This window comes from Bacillus sp. YKCMOAS1 (assembly GCF_030268125.1).
Classification (GTDB): domain Bacteria; phylum Bacillota; class Bacilli; order Bacillales; family Bacillaceae; genus Bacillus; species Bacillus safensis.
The window spans coordinates 344,265-363,552 of sequence record NZ_BSEI01000002.1; the positions used below are offsets into that span (position 1 = coordinate 344,265).

Consider the following 19,288-nt stretch of genomic DNA (forward strand, 5'->3'; position numbering starts at 1 on the left):
GCAGGGGCATTCTATTGCCTCTGTGTCTTTTTGGCGATCCATCTTTTGTAACTTAAATCGTTTGACACTAAAGGAGCGGGCATCACATGTACAGTTTGATGAAGCGTATTTTAATTGGGAAACCATTAAAATCACAGGCAGCAGGAGAACAAAAACTATCAAAAATCAAAGCGTTGGCATTATTGTCATCAGACGCATTGTCATCTGTTGCATACGGTACAGAACAAATATTGATTGTTCTTTCAGTCGTTAGTGCAGCAGCATTTTGGTACTCACTCCCGATAGCAGGTTGTGTATTAATTCTTTTAATGGCGTTAATTCTATCTTACCGCCAGATTATTTATGCTTATCCAGAAGGCGGCGGGGCCTATGTCGTCTCAAGCAGAAACTTAGGTGAAAAACCAGGACTGATCGCAGGCGGATCATTGCTTGTAGATTATATTTTGACTGTAGCAGTGAGCATATCAGCGGGTACCGATGCTATCACATCGGCTTTTCCGGCACTATATCCATATCATGTGCTGATTTCAATTGTATTGGTCATTATGATCATGGTGCTTAACCTTCGTGGATTGACAGAATCGGCATCTATTTTGGCTTATCCCGTATACTTGTTTGTCATATCACTCCTTATATTAATTGGAGTCGGAGGCTTTAAATTATTAACAGGAGGCGTTCCTCCAGCTCCTGAGCATACAGCAATAGGCACACATGTATCTGGCATTACATTATTTCTTTTATTAAAAGCATTTTCGTCTGGCTGTTCTGCACTAACTGGGGTAGAAGCCATTTCAAATACCATTCCATCCTTTAAAAAACCTGCTGCACAAAATGCAGCGAGAACATTGTTGATGATGGGTGGATTACTAGCCGTATTATTTGTTGGCGTGACATTGCTTGCGTTTGGTTTTGGCATCTCACCAAAGCCAGAAGAAACGGTTGTATCACAAATTGCATCAGATACATTTGGACGTACATTTTTCTATTATGTCATTCAGGCTGTCACAGCTTTAATCCTGATATTAGCGGCAAACACCGGCTTTTCCGCCTTTCCTTTATTGGCGGTCAACTTAGCAAAGGATAAATATATGCCGCGCATGTTTACAGTAAGAGGGGATCGACTTGGTTATTCAAATGGCATTATCTTTTTAGGTGTAGCTTCCATGCTGCTCATTTGGTTGTTTGATGGGAAAACGGAACACCTCATCCCGCTATATGCTGTCGGTGTATTTATTCCATTTACCTTGTCACAGACCGGCATGTGTGTGAAATGGATTCGTGAAAAACCGCAGGGCTGGAAAACGAAAATGCCTATCAATATAGTCGGAGCACTGATTTCTTTCACGGTTCTCATGATTCTCATTTTGACTAAGTTCCATCTTGTATGGCCAGTATTTGTTTTCATGCCAATTGTCTTATTAATCTTTCACTCCATTAAAAAACATTATCTGTCTGTTGGAGAACAACTGCGTTTAATGAATGAAACAGAGCCTGTTGAGATTAAAGGAAATGTGGTCATCGTGCCAATAGCCGGCGTAACACGTGTCGTCGAGCAATCTGTTCAATATGCAAAATCCTTATCAGAGCAAGTGATAGCAGTTCATGTATCCTTTGATAAAGAAAAAGATAAGAAAATTGAAGCGGATTGGGAAAAGCTGAATAGCGGTGTGCGGCTTGTGATGCTGCATTCGTCTTATCGAAGTCTTATTCATCCGCTTGATAAATTTCTTGAAACGGTTGAGGCAAAAGCAAATGCGCATCATTATAAAGTGATGGTGCTCGTGCCTCAATTCATCCCGAAAAAAAGATGGCATACGATCTTGCATAACCAATCTGCCTTTTTATTAAGATTCCGTCTATTATGGAAGCGGGATATAGTGGTCGCCACCCTTCCATATCATTTTAAAAAGTAGCAGCAAGTTGAAACGTTTGATCAAAAGGGTGCGGTGGTATGGACTAAGAAAAAAGGAGTTTTCTCACATGCCGCAAAGAACCGCAGGAAAAGAAGTAACAGCGCTACTGGAAGAGTGGGGCGTAAAACATATTTATGGAATGCCCGGCGACAGTATAAACGAATTGATTGAAGAGCTTAGGCATGAATCAAGCCAAATACAATTTATACAAACGAGACATGAAGAAGTGGCGGCACTTTCAGCGGCGGCTGATGCCAAACTAACAGGTAAGCTTGGTGTCTGCTTATCCATCGCTGGACCAGGTGCTGTCCACTTATTAAATGGACTATACGATGCAAAAGCAGATGGGGCACCCGTATTAGCAATTGCAGGGCAGGTTGCGTCGACTGAAGTAGGGAGAGACGCCTTTCAAGAAATCAAATTAGAGCGGATGTTTGACGACGTCGCTGTCTTTAATCAGCAGGTACAAACAGCAGAAGCTCTGCCTGATTTATTGAATCAAGCCATTAAAGCAGCTTATACCCACAAAGGTGTGGCAGTTCTCACCGTATCGGATGACTTATTTTCTCAAAAAATTAAGCGTAAGCCTGTTTATACATCTCCTCTTTATGTTGAGGGAGAAGTACGGCCAAAGAAAGATCAACTGTTAAAAGCCGCACAGCTGATTAACAATGCGAAGAAGCCAGTCATTCTAGCAGGTAAAGGTTTAAGAAATGCAAAAGAAGAGCTTTTGTCGTTTGCAGAAAAGGCTGCTGCACCTATTGTTATTACACTTCCTGCAAAAGGGGTTGTGCCAGACAGGCATCCATACTTTTTAGGGAACCTAGGTCAAATTGGAACGAAGCCAGCATATGAAGCGATGGAAGAGTGTGATCTCTTAATTATGCTTGGCACTTCCTTCCCATATAGAGACTACTTACCTGAGGACACACCTGCCATTCAACTGGATATTAAACCAGATCAAATCGGTAAAAGATATCCAGTAGACGTAGGAATCGTGAGTGACAGCAAGAGTGGTTTGCAGGAACTGACCTCCTACATTGAATATAAAGAGCAGCGTGGTTTCCTTGAAGCGTGTACAGAGCATATGATGAAATGGCGAGAAGAAATGGATAAGGAAAAATCCGTTGCCACATCACCGCTTAAACCTCAGCAAGTCATTGCTAGATTAGAAGAAGCAGTCGAAGACGATGCCATTCTTTCTGTTGATGTAGGGAATGTGACCGTATGGATGGCCCGCCATTTCGAAATGAAACAGCAGGATTTCATCATTTCCAGCTGGCTTGCCACAATGGGCTGTGGATTACCTGGAGCGATCTCTGCTAAGTTAAATGAACCGAATCGTCAAGCAATTGCTGTCTGTGGTGATGGTGGCTTCACAATGGTCATGCAAGACTTTGTGACAGCGGTAAAATATAAGCTTCCGATCGTTGTTGTGATCTTAAACAACAGCAACCTTGGAATGATTGAATATGAACAACAAGTAAAAGGAAACATCAATTATGGCATAGAGCTTGAAGATATTGATTTTGCTAAGTTTGCAGAAGCATGTGGCGGCAAAGGAATCTCCGTGTCATCGCATGAAGAACTAGCTCCGGCTTTTGATACAGCCCTTCAATCTGATAAACCCGTCATTATTGATGTTGCTGTCACCAATGAACCGCCGTTACCTGGGAAAATTACCTACACACAAGCAGCCGGTTTTAGTAAGTACTTACTGAAAAAATTCTTTGAAAAAGGCGAGTTGGATATCCCTCCACTCAAGAAAAGTTTAAAACGCTTTTTCTAAGCAAAATGTAGTCGGTCCTCTCAAAAGAGGACTGACTTTTTTTGCTGAAAGGAAAAAACATTTCAATTATCACTTGTTTTATTCCCTCTAAAAATATTTGGAAATTATTTTTGTAACTTAAAGCCTATTTTTCCAATTCGCTGAGAAAGGTAAAATAGACTTTATGATCAATAATGGAGGGAGTGACGTCTTCTGGGTAAGATACTTGATGCAAAAGCACTAACCAGTGCCATGGACACAAGGGCAAAACACTATCAGGAACTCCGCGAACAAATGGTAGATTTAAAAAAGGCATTACAAGGTGTTGCCAACCTCGGTGACGACTTCACTGGGAAAGGTGCCGATAACATTAAAAGCTTTTATAAAGAGCTCGCCGGAAATGTAGACATGTTTATCAGCTTCATCGATAAGCAAAAAGCCTTTCATGAAGGTATTTCTGGGACACTGGATGATACAAACTTTGGCGGTGATACCTTTATAGAAGAACACTTTTTAGACAACGCAGTACATATGGGCATCAAAAACGCCAAAAGCATTGTAAAGGATCAAAAAAAGGCACTCAAAACGATTTTTCAAGACATCGATGACCTTATTTCCCTAGAGGTATTTGATAGTCAAACTTTCGATGAAAAAATAGAAGATGCGGAAGATGAACGAAAAAAGACGGTCAAAGAATTAAGAGAGCTTGATCAAAATTTAAAAGATGAATATGCTTTGTCAGAGACGGAGCAGCAAGCTACAATGGCATTGTACGCTGAAATGATGAATGCGACAAATGACGGAAAAGCGATTTCGCCTATGAATTTTGACAAGAAAGCGTATCAAAATAGCGAAATCTACAAGGCAAAAAGCGATATTGAAAAGCAAACTTCTGAATATCTGAAAATCAAAAAAGAACAAGAAGAAGCCCGAGAGATCGCAAAGGAACAAGAAGCCCTCGCCAACCGTCCTTGGTATGAAAAAGCGCTCGATTACGGTGGAAATATCGTGAATGAACTGACAGGTGTGAACGATGCAAAACGTGCCGCAACAGGCGTTGATCCAATCACAGGTGAGGAACTCACCGCAGGACAGCGAGTCGCGGCAGGCGGCATGGCAGCAGCCGGTTACATCCCAATCGTCGGCTGGGCAGGCCGCATTTTCAAAGGCGGAAAAGCTGTCTATAAAACAACCCAAGCCACATCAGCTGCAGTCAGAGCAGTCGACATCTACAAGACATCTCAAAAATCCTTTGACGCCCTGAAGACATCTCAAAAAGGATTATATGGCCTCACCGCCACCAACGGCTTCAGCGAAGCAATCACAGGCCGAGACATGTTTGGAAACAAGATCTCAAAAGAACAGCAGGAAGCAAGTATGAATGCGGCGCTTGGAATGCTTTTGCCGTTTGGGGCGAAAGGGTTTAATGGCAGAATGGGAATTAATCAGAAAAGCAACCACCTTAATCAAGCAAGCGTAGGAAAGACTGATTTAGATCGTTTGCGGAAGAAGTGGAATGTTCCAGAAACTCAAACTGTTGCTGTAGGAAAAACAGATGTCAAAGGTTTGGAACGTAGCGTGTTCGAAGGTGGGTCGCCAAAAGTTAGGAAAGAAGGAGGTCTTCCTTCATTAGATGAAGTTTATCCTGATCGGAAAATTAAGGCACCATATAAAAGATCAGTTAGAGGGCACGCTCAATTTATGGATCATGCAGAAGAAGGCGTAATCGCAGAATTTGAGGACGCAGTTAAAAAGGCAGGACTTAAACCAGAAGAGATAAAAGGTATACTAAATATCCATCAATCCAATCCAAATGGAGTTTGTAATAAATGTACAAAAGGTTTGTTTGATCGAGTTCCAAGTGAGGAAAGAGGAATATTCAAGCAACTGACAGATCAATATCCTGAATTGAAAATAAAAGTAACAACAGAACGAGATCCAAGTGTCCCACATCCAAGAGATACTTTATCTTTTGATGTTAAAAATGGTGTTACAGAAAATGTAGTTAAAATGAAAAAATAGGAAAGAGGCTATAGAATGGATTTTATAAATGACCTTAGTGAAGAGGCTAAAGTTGCTCTAGGATTAGCAATAGCTGAAAAAATGTATACATTCATAGATAAAGAAGATGATGGTTACCACATAGGAGAAAAAGCTTTAGATGATTGTTGGAAATGGCTTTCTGGCAAAGAGTTAAGTGCAGAAGATTTATGTAATTATATAGATAGTGAAGATTATATGGATGTAGCTGAGTTCGCTACTAAAGAAAAAGATGAACAAAAACAATATGGCTGGTATTCAGTATTAGATGCAGTTTCTTACACAGCGTATCAAGCGTATAGACGAGAAAATAAAAAATTTGTTCCTCAAGTGCTAGAGGTAATAGACGATGAAACATTAATTGTAATGTGGGAAAATGCAATTGAAACAAAAAAGATTGATAGGGCTGAATTAAATACCTTGAGAAAATATTTAATTGATCATTATCCTAGCAAAGATCACGATCATAACAAAATATATTTAATTAACAAAGAGGACATCGCAGTCATTTAAATTAGATTAATTGGGCGATATGAATAAAGGGCAGCTATTATCAAAAGAAATGCAGAGTGACAGTAGCGTAGCTTAGTGCCGAAATAAAAAACAGACCTCATGAGGTCTGTTTTTGTTAGAAGTTAGGGGAATTTTTTTCACTTCCCCTTCTCCCGCTTCCGTTTTTCCTTCTCCGCCTGGTAAAACTCATGAAACATCTTCATCAGCGCCCGCTTTTCAATCCGTGACACATAGCTCCGCGATATCCCGAGCTCTTTGGCTATTTCCCGCTGCGTTTTTTCTTTCTTTAAATCAAGTCCGAACCTGCCGACGATGACTTCTTTTTCTCGGCCGTCGAGGATGTCGATATACTCCTTTACTTTTTCAAGCTCCATGTTGAGCTGAATATCGATTACATCTTCATTTTCGGATTTTAAGACATCGATTAATGAAATTTCGTTGCCTTCTTTATCCTGACCGATTGGGTCATGCAAGGAGACATCTTTTTTCATTTTTTTGAGGGCGCGTAAGTGCATGAGAATTTCATTATTAAAGTCAAAAGGGGGGGGGCAGAATTTAAAAATCGAATTTCACTTTTGCCCCATCATGCAATAATTCAGGTTCGTCATTTAGAAATACATCTCCTAAGTGAAGTGTGATTGAGCTCAAATCTGAAACATCATCTACAAGTAAAGGAACTACAACCATACCTTCATTTTCGACTTTACCATAAAAAGAACCAACACCTTTATCCGTATACAAATTAGACTCATTGACTTCAATTTGTTTTTTTGTATTAGTGGTAATAACTTTAACACCAGAAAACAAAACATCTTTATCGGAAGTGTTTTCAGTCGTGTAAGTGATTTGTATTCTATGATATTTATCTTTTTCATATTGATTATCAGAAAGAAGCTCTTTATCGTCTTCACCTAAATTACTGTATTCAAAAACTTTAATATCTTGTATTTTCATCTTAATAGGACTTAAATCTATTTCTTTTTGTTTGTTGTTTATCTTTTTCAAAGTCAGTGTTGACCCATTTTTATCTTTCTTCCACTCCCCAATCTTTGATAAGCGTCCTGACGTTGGTTTATTCTCTTTTTGTGCTGATTCTTTTGAAGCCTCTTTGCTCGTTTCTTCTTTTTTTGCTGGATCAGTTGAACTGTTAGTGTTACCGCAAGCAGTTAGAACTGCCATAAAGCATAAGAATAAAATTAGTTTAGCTTTTTTCATTAGTCTGCACCCTTCTATATACACATTTTAGTAATACAGGAAACATTATAATATAAAAAATATTAAATTGATGATTTTCGACAAAATAAGACAAAACAATTCATGACTTATAGCATGGGTTTAAAGTCACGAAACGTTCGGTAGTGAATTCGGATGTAACATTAAAAAGTGCTGATATTTCATTTGTGAAATTATTATAAGTCTGAATAGCTTTTATTTTTCTAAACATAAAAGTTGAAATACAAAACTATGCAAACAGTTTGTCCTGCATTTTTCCACAATTCTCTAAACAGTGGGACATAATTAGTTGATTTCCTTCATGTCTAAACGCATGACACAAAGTTCATCACCAAAATATTTCCATTTTCTTGAGGTCTAAGGCGGTAGCTATTATCAAAAGAAATGCAACGAGACAGTAGCTTATTGCCGAAATAAAAAACAGACCTAGTAAGGTCTGTTTTTGTTAGAAGTTAGGGAAATTCATTTTCACTTCCCCTTCTCCCGCTTCCGTTTTTCCTTCTCCGCCCGATAAAACTCATGAAACATCTTCATCAGCGCCCGCTTCTCTATACGTGACACATAGCTCCGCGATATCCCGAGCTCCTTGGCTATTTCCCGCTGCGTTTTTTCTTTCTTTAAATCAAGTCCGAACCTGCCGACGATGACTTCTTTTTCTCGGCCGTCGAGAATGTCGATATACTCCTTTACTTTTTCAAGCTCCATGTTGAGCTGAATGGTATCGATCACATCTTCATTTTCGGATTTTAAGACATCGATTAATGAAATTTCGTTGCCTTCTTTATCCTGACCGATGGGGTCATGCAAGGAGACGTCTTTTTTCGTTTTTTTGAGCGCACGTAAGTGCATGAGAATTTCATTTTCAATACACCGCGCCGCATACGTTGCCAGCTTTGTTCCTTTTCCAGAGGAATAGCTTTCGATGGCTTTAATGAGTCCGATCGTCCCGATGGAGATGAGGTCTTCAGCGTCTTCCCCGGTATTTTCAAATTTCTTTACAATATGGGCGACGAGCCGAAGGTTATGTTCAATCAGCATGTTTCTTGCGTGTTCATCGCCCTGTGCCATGAGGGCTAAGTATTTTTTTTCATCATCTCCCGAAAGGGGCTGTGGAAAGGCATTGTTTTTGACATAGGACACTAAAAACACCAATTCTTTGACCATCAATCCCATCGCTGTAAATACTCCTGCCACGATTTTCACCTCCACCATGTTTAGGCTGCTGCCTATATCCTCAAATGTATGTGAAGGAGGGATTGTCTGTGTCTGTACGATGAAAAAATCATCTTTTTCAAAAAAATCGTGCTTCTGTGCGTCTCTTTTTTATGTTTGCGGTTTCTTTTCGGTGCTTGGCGGTCAAGAAGCGTGCTAAAATATGTAATATTAGACCGAAAAGGAAGGGGTCATTTCGGAACATGGGGAAGGTTCTATCTTCACATGTAGGTATGAAAATTAATGAATGGTATCGAATGATACGGCAGTTCAGTGTTCCAGATGCGGAAATCTTGAAAGCGGAAGTTGAAGCGGAAATTGAACAGATGGAAGAGGACCAGCATTTACTGATTTATTATCAGCTCATGTGTTTTCGGCACCAAATCATGCTTGACTATATACACCCTTCAAAATACCAACCTTTCTCAGTATCTAATCTAGTCGATAAAATCGAAAATTCCAATCATGAGTTATCTGATATGCTGCATTATTACCATGCATTTTTTCGTGGCATGCATGAATTTAGTCAAAAAGAATATTTAGAAGCCGTCAAATATTATCGAGTCGCAGAAAAGCAGCTGTCCATGGTATTTGATGATATTGAGCAGGCTGAGTTTCATTTTAAAGTGGCAGAAGCCTACTATATCATGAAACAAACACATGTCTCCATGCACCATATTTTAAAGGCGCTGGAAATATACGATCAGCATGATGCGTATACCATTCGCATCATTCAATGTCTCTTTGTCATTTCAGGAAATTATCAAGATTTAAAACGAAAAGACCGGGCACTGCCTCATTTAAAAAAGGCAAAACAGCTCGCATCTCAAATTGATCACCCGCGCATATACAGTTCAGCGCTCTATAATTTAGGAAAATGTTATGGCGAGCTTGGCTATAGAGAGGAAGCGGAACGATATTTAACGGAATCCGCTGATCTTGCCCGCAAAGAGCTGCTTCCAACGCTTCCGCATACGCTCTATACGCTGGCGAAGCTGCTTTTTAGACAGAATGAACAGGCGGATGCCTTGCGCATATTAGAAGCTGGGAAATTGGCTGCAAAGAAGCATGAAGACCAGCTGTTCTGTCATATGTTTGAGTATCTGGATGCTTTATATGTTCAGGAAATCAATGAAGACCAACTGCAAAAAACCATTGATTATTTGGAAAAACTTAGCCTATACTCTTATATAGAGGATATCTCACTAGAAATTGCGACAGCCTTAGAAGCCTCTCAACAATACAAAAAGTCCAACCAGTATTATCAGAAATTATTATGGGCTCAAAATCAAATCCAAGAAGGAGAGTGTCTGTATGAATTCTAAGCAACGTTCGACAGTTGAAGAGAGAAACCAAACGTGAAACACAAAGAGCGGGCCAGTATGGCCGGCTTTTTTTTATGTGAAAAAGATGTCGATATCCTCATGAGGTTTGCATGAATTGATGAGAAAGCGGGCAATTTAATTGGTAATGATGTTCGGTGGAGGAGGCGGTCGAATGAAAGGGCTGCATATCTTAATGTGTATATGGCTGCTATGTGCTTTTGTTCCTAATAAAGTAGAGGCACGTACATTAAAACGAGTCGATCTTGAAAAAACGGGACGTGCCTTTTGGGACATGAGAGCGGAACGGAAAAAGATTGCAATCACCTTTGATGATGGACCTCACCCAGTGTATACAAATCAAATATTGGATGTGCTGAAGGAGCATCAAGTGAATGCGAGCTTTTTTGTGATAGGGAGCCGAATCCATGCATATCCGATGATCGCAGAACGGATTGTGGACGAAGGGAATGAACTTGGCAATCATACGATGAATCATACGTATTTTGACCTGTTGTCGTCAAAGGAGATCAAGCGGGAATTAAAAGAATCAGCGGCTCATATCGCTTCACTCCAGCCTGGCGGTCCCTTATTATTTCGCCCTCCTGGTGGACGTTTAACAATGAAATCATTCCGCATTCTGTCAAAGCAAGGGTACGATGTGGTCATGTGGTCATTTACGCAAGATCCGAAGGACTGGTCAAGACCAGGCGCACATAAAATTGCAAGCCGAATTATTGATCATATTCAAGGCGGCGATATCATCCTTTTACATGATGGCGGGGGAAATCGCAAGCAAACGGTAGAAGCATTAAAGCAGGTGATTCCTGAATTAAAGAAGAGAGGCTATGAATTTGTAAAAGTAAGTGAGCTGCTTCACCATGACAAAGCATATATGCCAGTTCAACTGCAATAGGAAGCATTCGTCAAAAACAGTCATTCATTGAAACCAAAAGTCTTGTCGTTTACTATATGAAGAGGGCTTTTGGAGGTGAATGTTGTGAAGAAGTATGTTTTCCTACTTATCCTATTATGTGTTGCTACTGGGTGCTCAAAGCCAGTACAAGAAAGCGTCATTGCATTTGGTGACAGCAATACAAGAGGATCAAACTGGGACTTTCGAGATTACCCAACATCTGAAAAATGGGTGAATCTCATGAAAAACGTCGAGCGCGGCCAAATTCAAGTGAAGAATGCAGGCATTGGCGGGCAGACGACTGAAGACGCGAAACTTCGCTTTAAGCAGGATATTTTAAAACAGAAACCAACTTACGTCCTCATCATGTTCGGTACGAATGATGCGGCGATTTTAGACGGCAAACATCCCCGAGTGACGAAAAAACGGTTTAAAGAAAATTTAACCTACTTTATTTCTGAAAGTAGAAAAGAAGGCATTACCCCGATTCTCATGACCTGTGTGCCTGTTGTAGAAGGCGGGAAAAAGGGCTTGTATTATTACTCTAGATATAAGTCGTCTTATTTTGCCGGAAGAGGCGGGGCAAGAGCTTGGCAAAACTCTTATAATGACATCACGAGAGAAGTAGCGAAGGATGAGCAGGTGCCGCTTGTCGACAACTGGAAAGCTTTCATCCGAGAAGCTGGTGAAGATAGTGATCATGCCCTGATTCAGTCAGGCTTGATCGACCCTTCTGGCAATCATATGACACCAAAAGGTGCGAGAATTATTTATAACGAAATCAAAGAGCGTGATGTCATCAAACATTTTTAAATGATGGCCATCTGCCTAAACAAGACCATCCATCCAGCATAGTCTAACAGTATATCTTCCTAGAAGGAGGTAACTGATATGTGGGGATGTCCTTATCCTTACCCTGCGTGTTCGCCTTATCCAGCACAAGGAGCAGGAATCGGTTACGCTTTTCTTGTTGTGTTCCTTGTGGTCATTTTAGTCGTAGGCGGAGGGTTATGGTTTTGGAATGAACAGCCTTACAATTAAGACACCTCTTCTTTTATCAGAAGGGGTGTTTTTTACGGAAAATAGTAGTAAGCCTATAGCGCAAGTGATATAATATCAGTCACCTGAGTTTAAAAAAGGAGAGTGCTCGGGAGGCATGGTTCCTGTGATATGGAATTAAGAGGAAACAGAGAGCATATGCCCGAGCGAACGTCTTTTCATTTCTGTCTCAATTAATTCAATGAAGTCGCGATTTAAGTTCATTTCATTTGCTTTATAATACGATTCTATAAGTAAATCATCTGACAGCTTTTTCATACTAGAAACCCATATGATGGGAAAAACACCTCCCCTGAAAAAGTTGGCATAAAATTTGAGGAAAAGACATATCATCATAGGTTGATCGACTGTCTTTGAAGTACCTTTAATCTACCATGAATGGGAAACAAGAACAATCGTTCTGTTATCCACATGGTTAAGTGGATAACTTGTGGGTAGAGTGTTTATAATTGAATGAAAGCGTGATGAAATATAGGTGGATAATGTGTGTAAAATTATCCACACCTGTTGAAGGTCCTCATCATATGTCGAAAACTTTTTCATTGTATTCGATAGACAGACAAATTGTGATTTGATTCGACACAATCGCTGAAAACCAATGGAAGAAAGGGTGCAAATTGTGCTAAAGAAGTATTTCTTACCGGATGAATTTGTGAAAAGTATTTTCCACATTTCACCGCAAAAATTAAAAGAACGAAATGTAAAAGGAATTATTACTGATCTAGATAACACACTAGTAGAATGGGACCGTCCAAGTGCGACACCGCGCTTAATTGAGTGGTTTCAAGAAATGAAAGATCACGGGATACAAGTGACGATTGTATCGAACAATAATGAAAAAAGGGTCAAGCTTTTTTCTGAACCGGTTCATATCCCGTTTATCTATAAAGCGAGAAAGCCTATGGGAAGAGCCTTTAATAAGGCAGTCGCTGATATGCAATTGAAAAAAGAAGATGTGGTTGTCATTGGGGATCAGCTCATGACAGATGTTCTTGGCGGGAATCGTCATGGCTTCCATACGATTTTGGTCGTTCCTGTTGCTGCCTCGGACGGATTTTTCACAAAGTTTAACAGGCAGATTGAACGCAGAATTTTAGGAGCCTTAAAGCGTAAGGGCCACATTCAGTGGGAGGAAGAGTAATAATGGAAAAGGTTGTTTGTATTGGCTGCGGTGTAGCCATTCAGACGGAAGATAAAGATCAATTAGGATATGCGCCGGCAGCATCTCTATTGAAAGAAGATGTGATCTGTCAGCGCTGTTTTAGGTTAAAGAACTACAATGAAATTCAAGATGTTTCTTTAACAGAAGACGACTTTTTAAATATATTGCACAGCATTGGAGAGACAGATTCTCTCATTGTGAAGGTCGTTGATATTTTTGACTTTAACGGAAGCTGGATCAATGGACTGAGCCGTATTGTCGGTGGTAATCCGATTTTACTTGTCGGCAACAAAGTGGATATTTTACCGAAATCCGTGAAAAAAGATCGTCTGATTCATTGGATGAAACGGGAAGCAAAGGAAAACGGATTAAACCCTATTGATGTTTTCTTAATTAGTGCAAGCAGAGGCCAGGGCGTACCTGAGGTGATGGAAGCGATTGATCATTACCGCGAGGGAAGAAATGTCTATGTTGTCGGCTGTACGAATGTTGGGAAATCAACATTTATCAATCGAATCATCAAAGAAGTATCTGGAGAAGAGAATGTCATTACTACCTCCCAATATCCAGGTACTACACTTGATGCGATTGAAATTCCGCTTGATGATGGGTCTGCTTTATTCGATACGCCGGGCATCATCAACCGACATCAAATGGCACACTATGTCAGCAAAAATGACTTGAAGATTTTAACGCCGAAAAAAGAATTGAAACCGAGAACGTTCCAATTAAATGAAGCACAAACGCTTTATTTTGGCGGACTGGCTCGATTTGATTACGTAAAAGGCGGCAGAACGTCATTTGTCTGCTATATGCCAAATGAGCTGAACATTCACCGTACAAAGCTGGAGAACGCAGATGATTTATATGAAAAACATGCAGGAGAACTGCTGTCACCGCCATCAAAAGAGGGAATAGAAGATTTCCCGCCGCTCGTTCCGCATACCTTTACCATTGATCAGCCAAAAATGGACATCGTCTTTTCAGGTTTAGGCTGGGTCACTGCAAATGATGCGGACAAGCAAATCAAAGTTTATGCGCCAAAAGGCGTTCATGTGTTTATGAGACGTTCGTTAATTTAAATGTTCAAAGGGGGAGAGACCTTGAAACCTTTATACGGAGTAATCGGCAACCCTGTTGGCCACTCAATGTCTCCGGATATTCATAATGCAGCACTAAAGGATGCTGGAATAGATGGACATTATCATGGCTTTCAAGTAGAAAATGATGACCTGAAAGATGCGATTAGCGGCATGAAAGCGTTAGGAATCAGAGGCATTAACGTCACTGTTCCGCACAAGGTAGAAATCATGAAGTACCTTGACAAAATTGATGTGACAGCTGAACGCCTCGGTGCCGTCAATACGGTACGGCGCGAAGGGGATCAGCTCGTTGGGTACAATACAGATGGAGAAGGCTTTCTTCATTCATTGCTTGAAGCCTTGGATCAGCCGTTATCAGAGCTATCATTTCTCTTGATTGGTGCTGGCGGAGCGGCAAGAGCGATTTATACGACAATTGCTCAGTATGCACCGAAGAGCTTTGATATTACGAACCGCACCATTGAAAAAGCTGAAGCTTTAATTGAAACTGCAGAGGGGAAAATCACATCTCATGCAATCACATTAAATACAGCAGAAGAGCGGCTTGGGGAATATGATGTCATCATCCATACGACCTCGATCGGCATGTATCCGAATGTTGAAGAAACCCCGATTTCTTTAGCGAACGCAAAAAAAACAGCGGTCGTTTGTGATATTGTGTATAATCCAATAGAAACAAAACTGCTAAGTGAAGCAGCAGGTTTAGGCTTGAAAACAGTGGATGGGGTTGGCATGTTTGTTGGACAAGCAGTAAGAGCCTTTGAACTGTGGACAGGCATTACGCCTGACGCCGGAAAAATGAAGTCAATTGTCATAGAGAAATTAGGAGGAACACCATGTTAAAAGGTAAGCAAAAACGTTTTTTACGTGCACAAGCACATCATTTATCACCTATTTTTCAAGTTGGAAAAGGCGGGGTAAATGACAATATGGTCAAGCAAATTTCCGAGGCGCTTGAAGCAAGAGAACTGTTAAAGGTCAGCGTATTGCAAAATTGCGATGAGGACAAAACGGAAGTTGCGAAAGCACTTGTAAAAGGTGCAAAGGCTGAACTCGTTCAAACGATCGGAAATGTGATTGTCCTTTACAAAGAATCTAAGGAAAATAAACAAATTAAGCTGCCGTAAAGGTGGATGCGATATGAAAAAAATAGGATTGTTCGGCGGTACGTTTGACCCTCCCCATAACGGGCATTTACTGATGGCAAGTGAGGTGCGGACTCAAGTGGGGCTGGATGAAATATGGTTTATCCCAAACCATATGCCTCCTCATAAAGCAGGAAGGAAACGAGCAGATAGTCATCACCGGATAAAAATGGTGGAGACGGCGATTCTGTCAAATTCGTATTTTCGTCTCGAGCTCATTGAAATGGAGCGGGAGGGTCCGTCTTATACGGTAGATACAGTGGATCTGTTAAAGAAGCGTCATCCAGAAGATCAGTTCTTTTTTATGATAGGAGCGGACATGGTCGAGTATTTGCCAAAATGGCATCGGATCGACGATTTGCTTCAAATGATCACCTTTATTGGGATGAAAAGACCGGGTTACGTTGGAAGTACGGCATATCCGCTTTTATTTGCAGATGTTCCAGCTTTTGATGTATCATCGACATTGATTAGGCAGCGAATAGAGCAGGGAATACCTGTTGATTATTTGATTCCGAAAGCTGTTGAGCGTTATATAAAGGAGCATCATTTATATGAATCGTGAAGAAGCATTGAACTGTGTCAAAGAGCAGTTAACAGAGCATAGATATACACATACACTTGGAGTCATGGAGACAGCCATTTCATTAGCGGAACGGTTCGGTGCAGATGTGAAAAAAGCAGAGATCGCCGCTATTTTTCATGATTATGCGAAATTTAGACCAAAGGAAGAAATGAAGGGGATTATCGAGCAAGAGAAGATGAACCCTTTATTGCTTGAATATTCGCCTGAGCTTTGGCACGCGCCGGTTGGTGCCTATTTGGTCAAAAAAGAAGCTGGAATTGATGATCACGATGTGTTAACAGCCATTGAATTTCATACTTCCGGCAGACCAGACATGACTTTACTTGAAAAAGTCATTTATGTCGCAGATTATATTGAACCAGGACGACATTTCCCTGGTGTCGAAGAAGTAAGGGAGTTAGCAGAACATGATCTAGATCGTGCACTGATCCAATCATTAAAAAACACCATCAGTTTTCTAATGAAAAAGAATCAGCCAGTCTTTCCAGATACGCTTGCTACTTACAACTCGCTTGTGCATAAGAACAACTAAGGAGGAATTTTGGATGGATTCATCATCAATTTTAAACGTCGCAGCAGGAGCATGCGATGATAAACGGGCTGAGGATATTATTGCCCTTAATATGCAAGGAATCTCGCTTGTTGCAGATTATTTTCTCATTTGTCACGGGAATTCTGATAAACAAGTGCAAGCCATTGCAAGAGAAGTAAAACATCTTGCAGAGGAAAGCGGAATCGAAGTGAAGAAGATGGAAGGCTTTGATGAAGCAAGATGGGTATTGATTGACCTAGGAGATGTCATTGCCCATGTGTTCCACAAAGAAGAAAGAGGATATTACAATCTAGAAAAGCTTTGGGGAGATGCGCCGAGAGAAACGCTTTCACTTGGCATTAACTCATGATTTATCAAGGGTTTGCAGGTGTGTATGACGAGCTCATGACACATGCGCCTTATGATGAATGGGTTCAGTGGATCCAGCAGTATATTAAGCCGAATGCTGACATCATCGATGTAGGCTGTGGAACTGGAGAGATTTCTCTTCGGTTAGCTGAAAAGGGCCACAAGGTCACAGGAATTGACCTCAGTGAAGAAATGCTGGCCTTCGCGCAGCAAAAAGCCCAGGCGAAAAAGCAGTCGATTCAATTTTTACATCAAGATATGAGAGAGGTTACGGGCTTTGAGCAAGCCTTCCAGGCAGCCGTTATTTGCTGTGATTCCTTGAATTACTTAAAAAACGAAAATGACGTCAAAAAAACCTTTAAAAACATGTTTCAGCTTTTAGAGGCAGATGGGGTTTTACTTTTTGATGTTCATACGCCTTATAAAATGGAAGAGGTATTCCCGGGATCGACTTTTGCAGATCAAGATGAAGAGATTAGCTATATTTGGCAGAGCGATAAAGGGGATGACATGTATTCGGTCATTCATGATTTAAGCTTTTTTGTAAAAGATGGAGACATGTATCAGCGTTATGATGAGACGCATGAACAGCGCACATTTCCATTTGAAACATATTCAGCGTTCCTTGAGTCCGCTGGTTTCGAACAAATAGAAGTGACCGCTGATTTTACAAATGAAGCCCCCGGTGAATTCGCCGAAAGATATTTCATCTCAGCTAAGAAACCAAAAACCATCGTTTAATAGAACGATGGTTTTTTAAAACCCTTTTTTAGCAAGTTGCAAAGATGATTAATTTCTGCGATCATCAGTGAACACACTTGGTGGATATTGATGCGCAACTGCTTCAAGATCTTCATCGAATTTTTCATGAGTGTTTTGAAAGAGACGGTGAAACATATCTTGCACACCTGCTTCAAGTGCTTTAATGCCTTCACCAGTGATCCCGCCTTTCACACATACTTTGTCTTGCAGTGTCGGAAGGGTATAGACTCTTTTTTCAATCAAACGGCCAAGTCCAACGAGCATATCTTCTGATAAGGTGGTGGCTTCTTCTTTAGAAATATCCGTTTCTTCTACAGCCGCTTCAATCATCTTCTGAACGAGAAAACTGATAAAAGCAGGTCCGCAGCTGACAATATCGGAAGCCACTCTTGTAATCGAATGATGGATCTCGATTGGTGTTGAAATGCACGAAGCCAACTGTCTTAACGCTGTTTTCGTCGCGGCATTGCAGGATGAACCAAAAGTTAAAAGTGATGCGCCTGATAAAGCGCGGTTTGTAATGCTTGGAATTAGCCTGGCTGTTTGACAAGGAACGATATCCTGAAGCTGTTCAGGATGAACCGGACTTGTAATGATGACAATGGTTTGCTGCTCCGTTAAAAGAGGACTCAGCTCTTTTAAAAGTGGATAAATATCAAGTGGTTTGACACAAACAAAAATGAAATCTTTATTCGTGACAGCCCCTGAAAGCTGTTTCGTTACTTCAAGCTCTGGATGGTTCTTTTTTATATTGAACGCTTTTTCAATGGTTCGGTTTGTAATGGTGATCGATGAGGGATTGACTGCCTTTGATTCAATAAATGCCTCAGTAAGTATGGTACCCATGTTTCCTGTACCGATTAACCCTATATTCAAACGTTCTCCCTCCTTAGACGCATAGGATCTGTTATCTTCTAAACAGTATGTTGAGCAGTAGAAAAATATGATTGAAAGAAGCGTGAGTAAGTGAAACGACTCATATCATTAAAAAAATACAGTCTTTATATTGCAGCTGGGCTCATGGTTGTGATGATCATCAGTTTCTTCTTTTTCACTGGAAAAGGGGAGGGAAGCAGAGAACCAAATGTATTGAAGGGGAATAAAGACATACAAGTCACATTAGAAGACAAACAAGAAAAGACAGAAAAAGAGCCATCGACGATTTTTGTAGAAGTCAAAGGAGCTGTAAGAAAGCCAGGTGTTTATACGTTTCAATCTGATGCTCGGGTAGAAGAAGCGATTCGAAGGGCAGGAGGCTTTACTAGCAAAGCAGACTCGATTGAAATCAACCAAGCAGCAAAATTAGAGGATAGTATGATGATTTATGTTCGGAAGCAGGGGGAAGCGGAAAGAGGGACGCAAACAGCATCAGCTGACGCGTCAACGGACGTTGAAAAGAGTGAGGGTGTAAATGTCAATCAGGCCAATGCAGCCGAATTGCAAACCATTAACGGCATAGGACCAGCTAAAGCCGAAGCTATTATTACCTATAGAGAGGAACACGGAGATTTTCAACAAATTGAAGACTTGCGGAACATTTCAGGTTTTGGGGAAAAGACGATTGAACGGCTGAAAAGTCAATTGACCGTGAAGTAGAATTGACGGTATAGAAGAAAGGCATGTACACTTAATATCAACCATCATTCTGGAGGG

At 40.6% G+C, this 19,288-nt stretch carries 21 protein-coding genes and 1 pseudogene; 17 read left to right on the plus strand and 5 right to left on the minus strand.

Annotation, left to right across the window (positions count from 1 at the left end):
- The first annotated feature begins 86 nt into the window (after positions 1-86).
- From QSJ46_RS06530 to QSJ46_RS06545, 4 genes are all read left to right on the plus strand, one after another.
- Complete coding sequence (locus tag QSJ46_RS06530) at positions 87-1,913, plus strand: APC family permease (protein WP_224930307.1); 1,827 nt, start codon at positions 87-89, stop codon at positions 1,911-1,913.
- 67 nt (positions 1,914-1,980) lie between these two features.
- Positions 1,981-3,702 (plus strand): pyruvate oxidase, encoded by a 1,722-nt coding sequence (locus tag QSJ46_RS06535; RefSeq protein WP_047203837.1) that lies wholly within the window; start codon positions 1,981-1,983, stop codon positions 3,700-3,702.
- 231 nt (positions 3,703-3,933) lie between these two features.
- Positions 3,934-5,703 carry a ribonuclease YeeF family protein gene (locus QSJ46_RS06540; protein ID WP_483298728.1) on the plus strand — a complete coding sequence of 590 codons (1,770 nt, stop codon included), beginning with the start codon at positions 3,934-3,936 and terminating at the stop codon, positions 5,701-5,703.
- A gap of 15 nt (positions 5,704-5,718) precedes the next feature.
- Complete coding sequence (locus QSJ46_RS06545; protein WP_285604490.1) at positions 5,719-6,234, plus strand: Imm6 family immunity protein; 516 nt, start codon at positions 5,719-5,721, stop codon at positions 6,232-6,234.
- A gap of 137 nt (positions 6,235-6,371) precedes the next feature.
- Here the strand turns inward: QSJ46_RS06545 and QSJ46_RS06550 are convergent.
- The 3 genes and pseudogenes from QSJ46_RS06550 to sigK form a co-directional block, all read right to left on the minus strand.
- Positions 6,372-6,761 (minus strand): annotated as a pseudogene (locus tag QSJ46_RS06550) (sigma-70 family RNA polymerase sigma factor); the annotation flags it as partial.
- A 28-nt stretch (positions 6,762-6,789) separates the two neighbouring features.
- The gene (locus tag QSJ46_RS06555) at positions 6,790-7,449 is read right to left on the minus strand and encodes a hypothetical protein (protein ID WP_008342520.1); all 660 of its coding nucleotides are present in this window, start codon (positions 7,447-7,449) and stop codon (positions 6,790-6,792) included.
- A 486-nt stretch (positions 7,450-7,935) separates the two neighbouring features.
- Complete coding sequence (gene sigK / locus QSJ46_RS06560; RefSeq protein WP_034738387.1) at positions 7,936-8,664, minus strand: RNA polymerase sporulation sigma factor SigK; 729 nt, start codon at positions 8,662-8,664, stop codon at positions 7,936-7,938.
- A 218-nt stretch (positions 8,665-8,882) separates the two neighbouring features.
- On the opposite strand from sigK, the gene QSJ46_RS06565 reads away from it, so the two are divergent.
- The 4 genes from QSJ46_RS06565 to QSJ46_RS06580 all read left to right on the plus strand — a co-directional run bounded on the left by QSJ46_RS06565 (position 8,883) and on the right by QSJ46_RS06580 (position 11,958).
- The gene (locus QSJ46_RS06565; RefSeq protein ID WP_041086294.1) at positions 8,883-10,004 is read left to right on the plus strand and encodes a response regulator aspartate phosphatase; all 1,122 of its coding nucleotides are present in this window, start codon (positions 8,883-8,885) and stop codon (positions 10,002-10,004) included.
- A 172-nt stretch (positions 10,005-10,176) separates the two neighbouring features.
- The gene (locus QSJ46_RS06570; protein WP_047201930.1) at positions 10,177-10,917 is read left to right on the plus strand and encodes a polysaccharide deacetylase family protein; all 741 of its coding nucleotides are present in this window, start codon (positions 10,177-10,179) and stop codon (positions 10,915-10,917) included.
- Between the two features lie 84 nt (positions 10,918-11,001).
- The gene (locus QSJ46_RS06575; RefSeq protein ID WP_285604491.1) at positions 11,002-11,730 is read left to right on the plus strand and encodes an SGNH/GDSL hydrolase family protein; all 729 of its coding nucleotides are present in this window, start codon (positions 11,002-11,004) and stop codon (positions 11,728-11,730) included.
- Positions 11,731-11,808: 78 nt separating this feature from the next.
- Positions 11,809-11,958 (plus strand): hypothetical protein, encoded by a 150-nt coding sequence (locus QSJ46_RS06580; protein WP_181286113.1) that lies wholly within the window; start codon positions 11,809-11,811, stop codon positions 11,956-11,958.
- A 135-nt stretch (positions 11,959-12,093) separates the two neighbouring features.
- On the opposite strand, the gene QSJ46_RS06585 is transcribed toward QSJ46_RS06580, so the two are convergent.
- Positions 12,094-12,234, minus strand: coding sequence for a sporulation histidine kinase inhibitor Sda (locus tag QSJ46_RS06585; RefSeq protein ID WP_003217327.1), 141 nt, complete (start codon positions 12,232-12,234; stop codon positions 12,094-12,096).
- A gap of 361 nt (positions 12,235-12,595) precedes the next feature.
- Here QSJ46_RS06585 and QSJ46_RS06590 point away from each other — a divergent pair, with 361 nt between their 5' ends.
- The 8 genes from QSJ46_RS06590 to QSJ46_RS06625 are packed head-to-tail and all read left to right on the plus strand — an operon-like array spanning position 12,596 to position 17,614.
- On the plus strand, positions 12,596-13,117 hold the full coding sequence (locus tag QSJ46_RS06590) for a YqeG family HAD IIIA-type phosphatase (protein ID WP_008356191.1): 522 nt from the start codon (positions 12,596-12,598) through the stop codon (positions 13,115-13,117).
- 2 nt (positions 13,118-13,119) lie between these two features.
- A complete protein-coding gene (gene yqeH / locus QSJ46_RS06595; protein ID WP_047201929.1) occupies positions 13,120-14,220 on the plus strand; it encodes a ribosome biogenesis GTPase YqeH in 1,101 nt (366 codons plus the stop codon).
- A gap of 21 nt (positions 14,221-14,241) precedes the next feature.
- On the plus strand, positions 14,242-15,084 hold the full coding sequence (gene aroE, locus QSJ46_RS06600; RefSeq protein ID WP_047201928.1) for a shikimate dehydrogenase: 843 nt from the start codon (positions 14,242-14,244) through the stop codon (positions 15,082-15,084).
- On the plus strand, positions 15,078-15,368 hold the full coding sequence (gene yhbY, locus QSJ46_RS06605) for a ribosome assembly RNA-binding protein YhbY (protein WP_008342507.1): 291 nt from the start codon (positions 15,078-15,080) through the stop codon (positions 15,366-15,368). The genes aroE and yhbY overlap by 7 nt, the downstream gene beginning before the upstream one ends.
- A gap of 13 nt (positions 15,369-15,381) precedes the next feature.
- On the plus strand, positions 15,382-15,951 hold the full coding sequence (locus tag QSJ46_RS06610; RefSeq protein WP_285604492.1) for a nicotinate-nucleotide adenylyltransferase: 570 nt from the start codon (positions 15,382-15,384) through the stop codon (positions 15,949-15,951).
- The gene (gene yqeK, locus QSJ46_RS06615) at positions 15,941-16,504 is read left to right on the plus strand and encodes a bis(5'-nucleosyl)-tetraphosphatase (symmetrical) YqeK (protein ID WP_048238932.1); all 564 of its coding nucleotides are present in this window, start codon (positions 15,941-15,943) and stop codon (positions 16,502-16,504) included. Before QSJ46_RS06610 ends, yqeK begins: the two co-directional genes overlap by 11 nt.
- 13 nt (positions 16,505-16,517) lie before the next feature.
- On the plus strand, positions 16,518-16,874 hold the full coding sequence (rsfS, locus tag QSJ46_RS06620; RefSeq protein ID WP_003217467.1) for a ribosome silencing factor: 357 nt from the start codon (positions 16,518-16,520) through the stop codon (positions 16,872-16,874).
- Entirely contained in the window at positions 16,871-17,614 is a 744-nt protein-coding gene (locus QSJ46_RS06625) for a class I SAM-dependent DNA methyltransferase (RefSeq protein WP_285604493.1), read from the plus strand. Before rsfS ends, QSJ46_RS06625 begins: the two co-directional genes overlap by 4 nt.
- A gap of 48 nt (positions 17,615-17,662) precedes the next feature.
- Here QSJ46_RS06625 and comER read toward each other — a convergent pair whose 3' ends face one another.
- Positions 17,663-18,511: a late competence protein ComER gene (gene comER, locus QSJ46_RS06630; protein WP_285604494.1), complete on the minus strand. Its 849-nt coding sequence runs from the start codon at positions 18,509-18,511 to the stop codon at positions 17,663-17,665.
- A 90-nt stretch (positions 18,512-18,601) separates the two neighbouring features.
- On the opposite strand from comER, the gene QSJ46_RS06635 reads away from it, so the two are divergent.
- Positions 18,602-19,231 (plus strand): helix-hairpin-helix domain-containing protein, encoded by a 630-nt coding sequence (locus tag QSJ46_RS06635; RefSeq protein WP_285604495.1) that lies wholly within the window; start codon positions 18,602-18,604, stop codon positions 19,229-19,231.
- Positions 19,232-19,288: the final 57 nt, after the last annotated feature.

Coding starts and splice junctions, on each gene's coding strand:
- QSJ46_RS06530 (WP_224930307.1), top strand. CDS start 87: ATGTACAGTTTGATGAAGCGTATTTTAATTGGGAAACCATTAAAATCA.
- QSJ46_RS06535 (WP_047203837.1), top strand. CDS start 1,981: ATGCCGCAAAGAACCGCAGGAAAAGAAGTAACAGCGCTACTGGAAGAG.
- QSJ46_RS06540 (WP_483298728.1), top strand. CDS start 3,934: ATGGACACAAGGGCAAAACACTATCAGGAACTCCGCGAACAAATGGTA.
- QSJ46_RS06545 (WP_285604490.1), top strand. CDS start 5,719: ATGGATTTTATAAATGACCTTAGTGAAGAGGCTAAAGTTGCTCTAGGA.
- QSJ46_RS06555 (WP_008342520.1), bottom strand. CDS start 7,449: ATGAAAAAAGCTAAACTAATTTTATTCTTATGCTTTATGGCAGTTCTA.
- QSJ46_RS06565 (WP_041086294.1), top strand. CDS start 8,883: ATGGGGAAGGTTCTATCTTCACATGTAGGTATGAAAATTAATGAATGG.
- QSJ46_RS06570 (WP_047201930.1), top strand. CDS start 10,177: ATGAAAGGGCTGCATATCTTAATGTGTATATGGCTGCTATGTGCTTTT.
- QSJ46_RS06580 (WP_181286113.1), top strand. CDS start 11,809: ATGTGGGGATGTCCTTATCCTTACCCTGCGTGTTCGCCTTATCCAGCA.
- QSJ46_RS06585 (WP_003217327.1), bottom strand. CDS start 12,234: ATGAAAAAGCTGTCAGATGATTTACTTATAGAATCGTATTATAAAGCA.
- yqeH (WP_047201929.1), top strand. CDS start 13,120: ATGGAAAAGGTTGTTTGTATTGGCTGCGGTGTAGCCATTCAGACGGAA.
- yhbY (WP_008342507.1), top strand. CDS start 15,078: ATGTTAAAAGGTAAGCAAAAACGTTTTTTACGTGCACAAGCACATCAT.
- QSJ46_RS06610 (WP_285604492.1), top strand. CDS start 15,382: ATGAAAAAAATAGGATTGTTCGGCGGTACGTTTGACCCTCCCCATAAC.
- yqeK (WP_048238932.1), top strand. CDS start 15,941: ATGAATCGTGAAGAAGCATTGAACTGTGTCAAAGAGCAGTTAACAGAG.
- rsfS (WP_003217467.1), top strand. CDS start 16,518: ATGGATTCATCATCAATTTTAAACGTCGCAGCAGGAGCATGCGATGAT.
- QSJ46_RS06625 (WP_285604493.1), top strand. CDS start 16,871: ATGATTTATCAAGGGTTTGCAGGTGTGTATGACGAGCTCATGACACAT.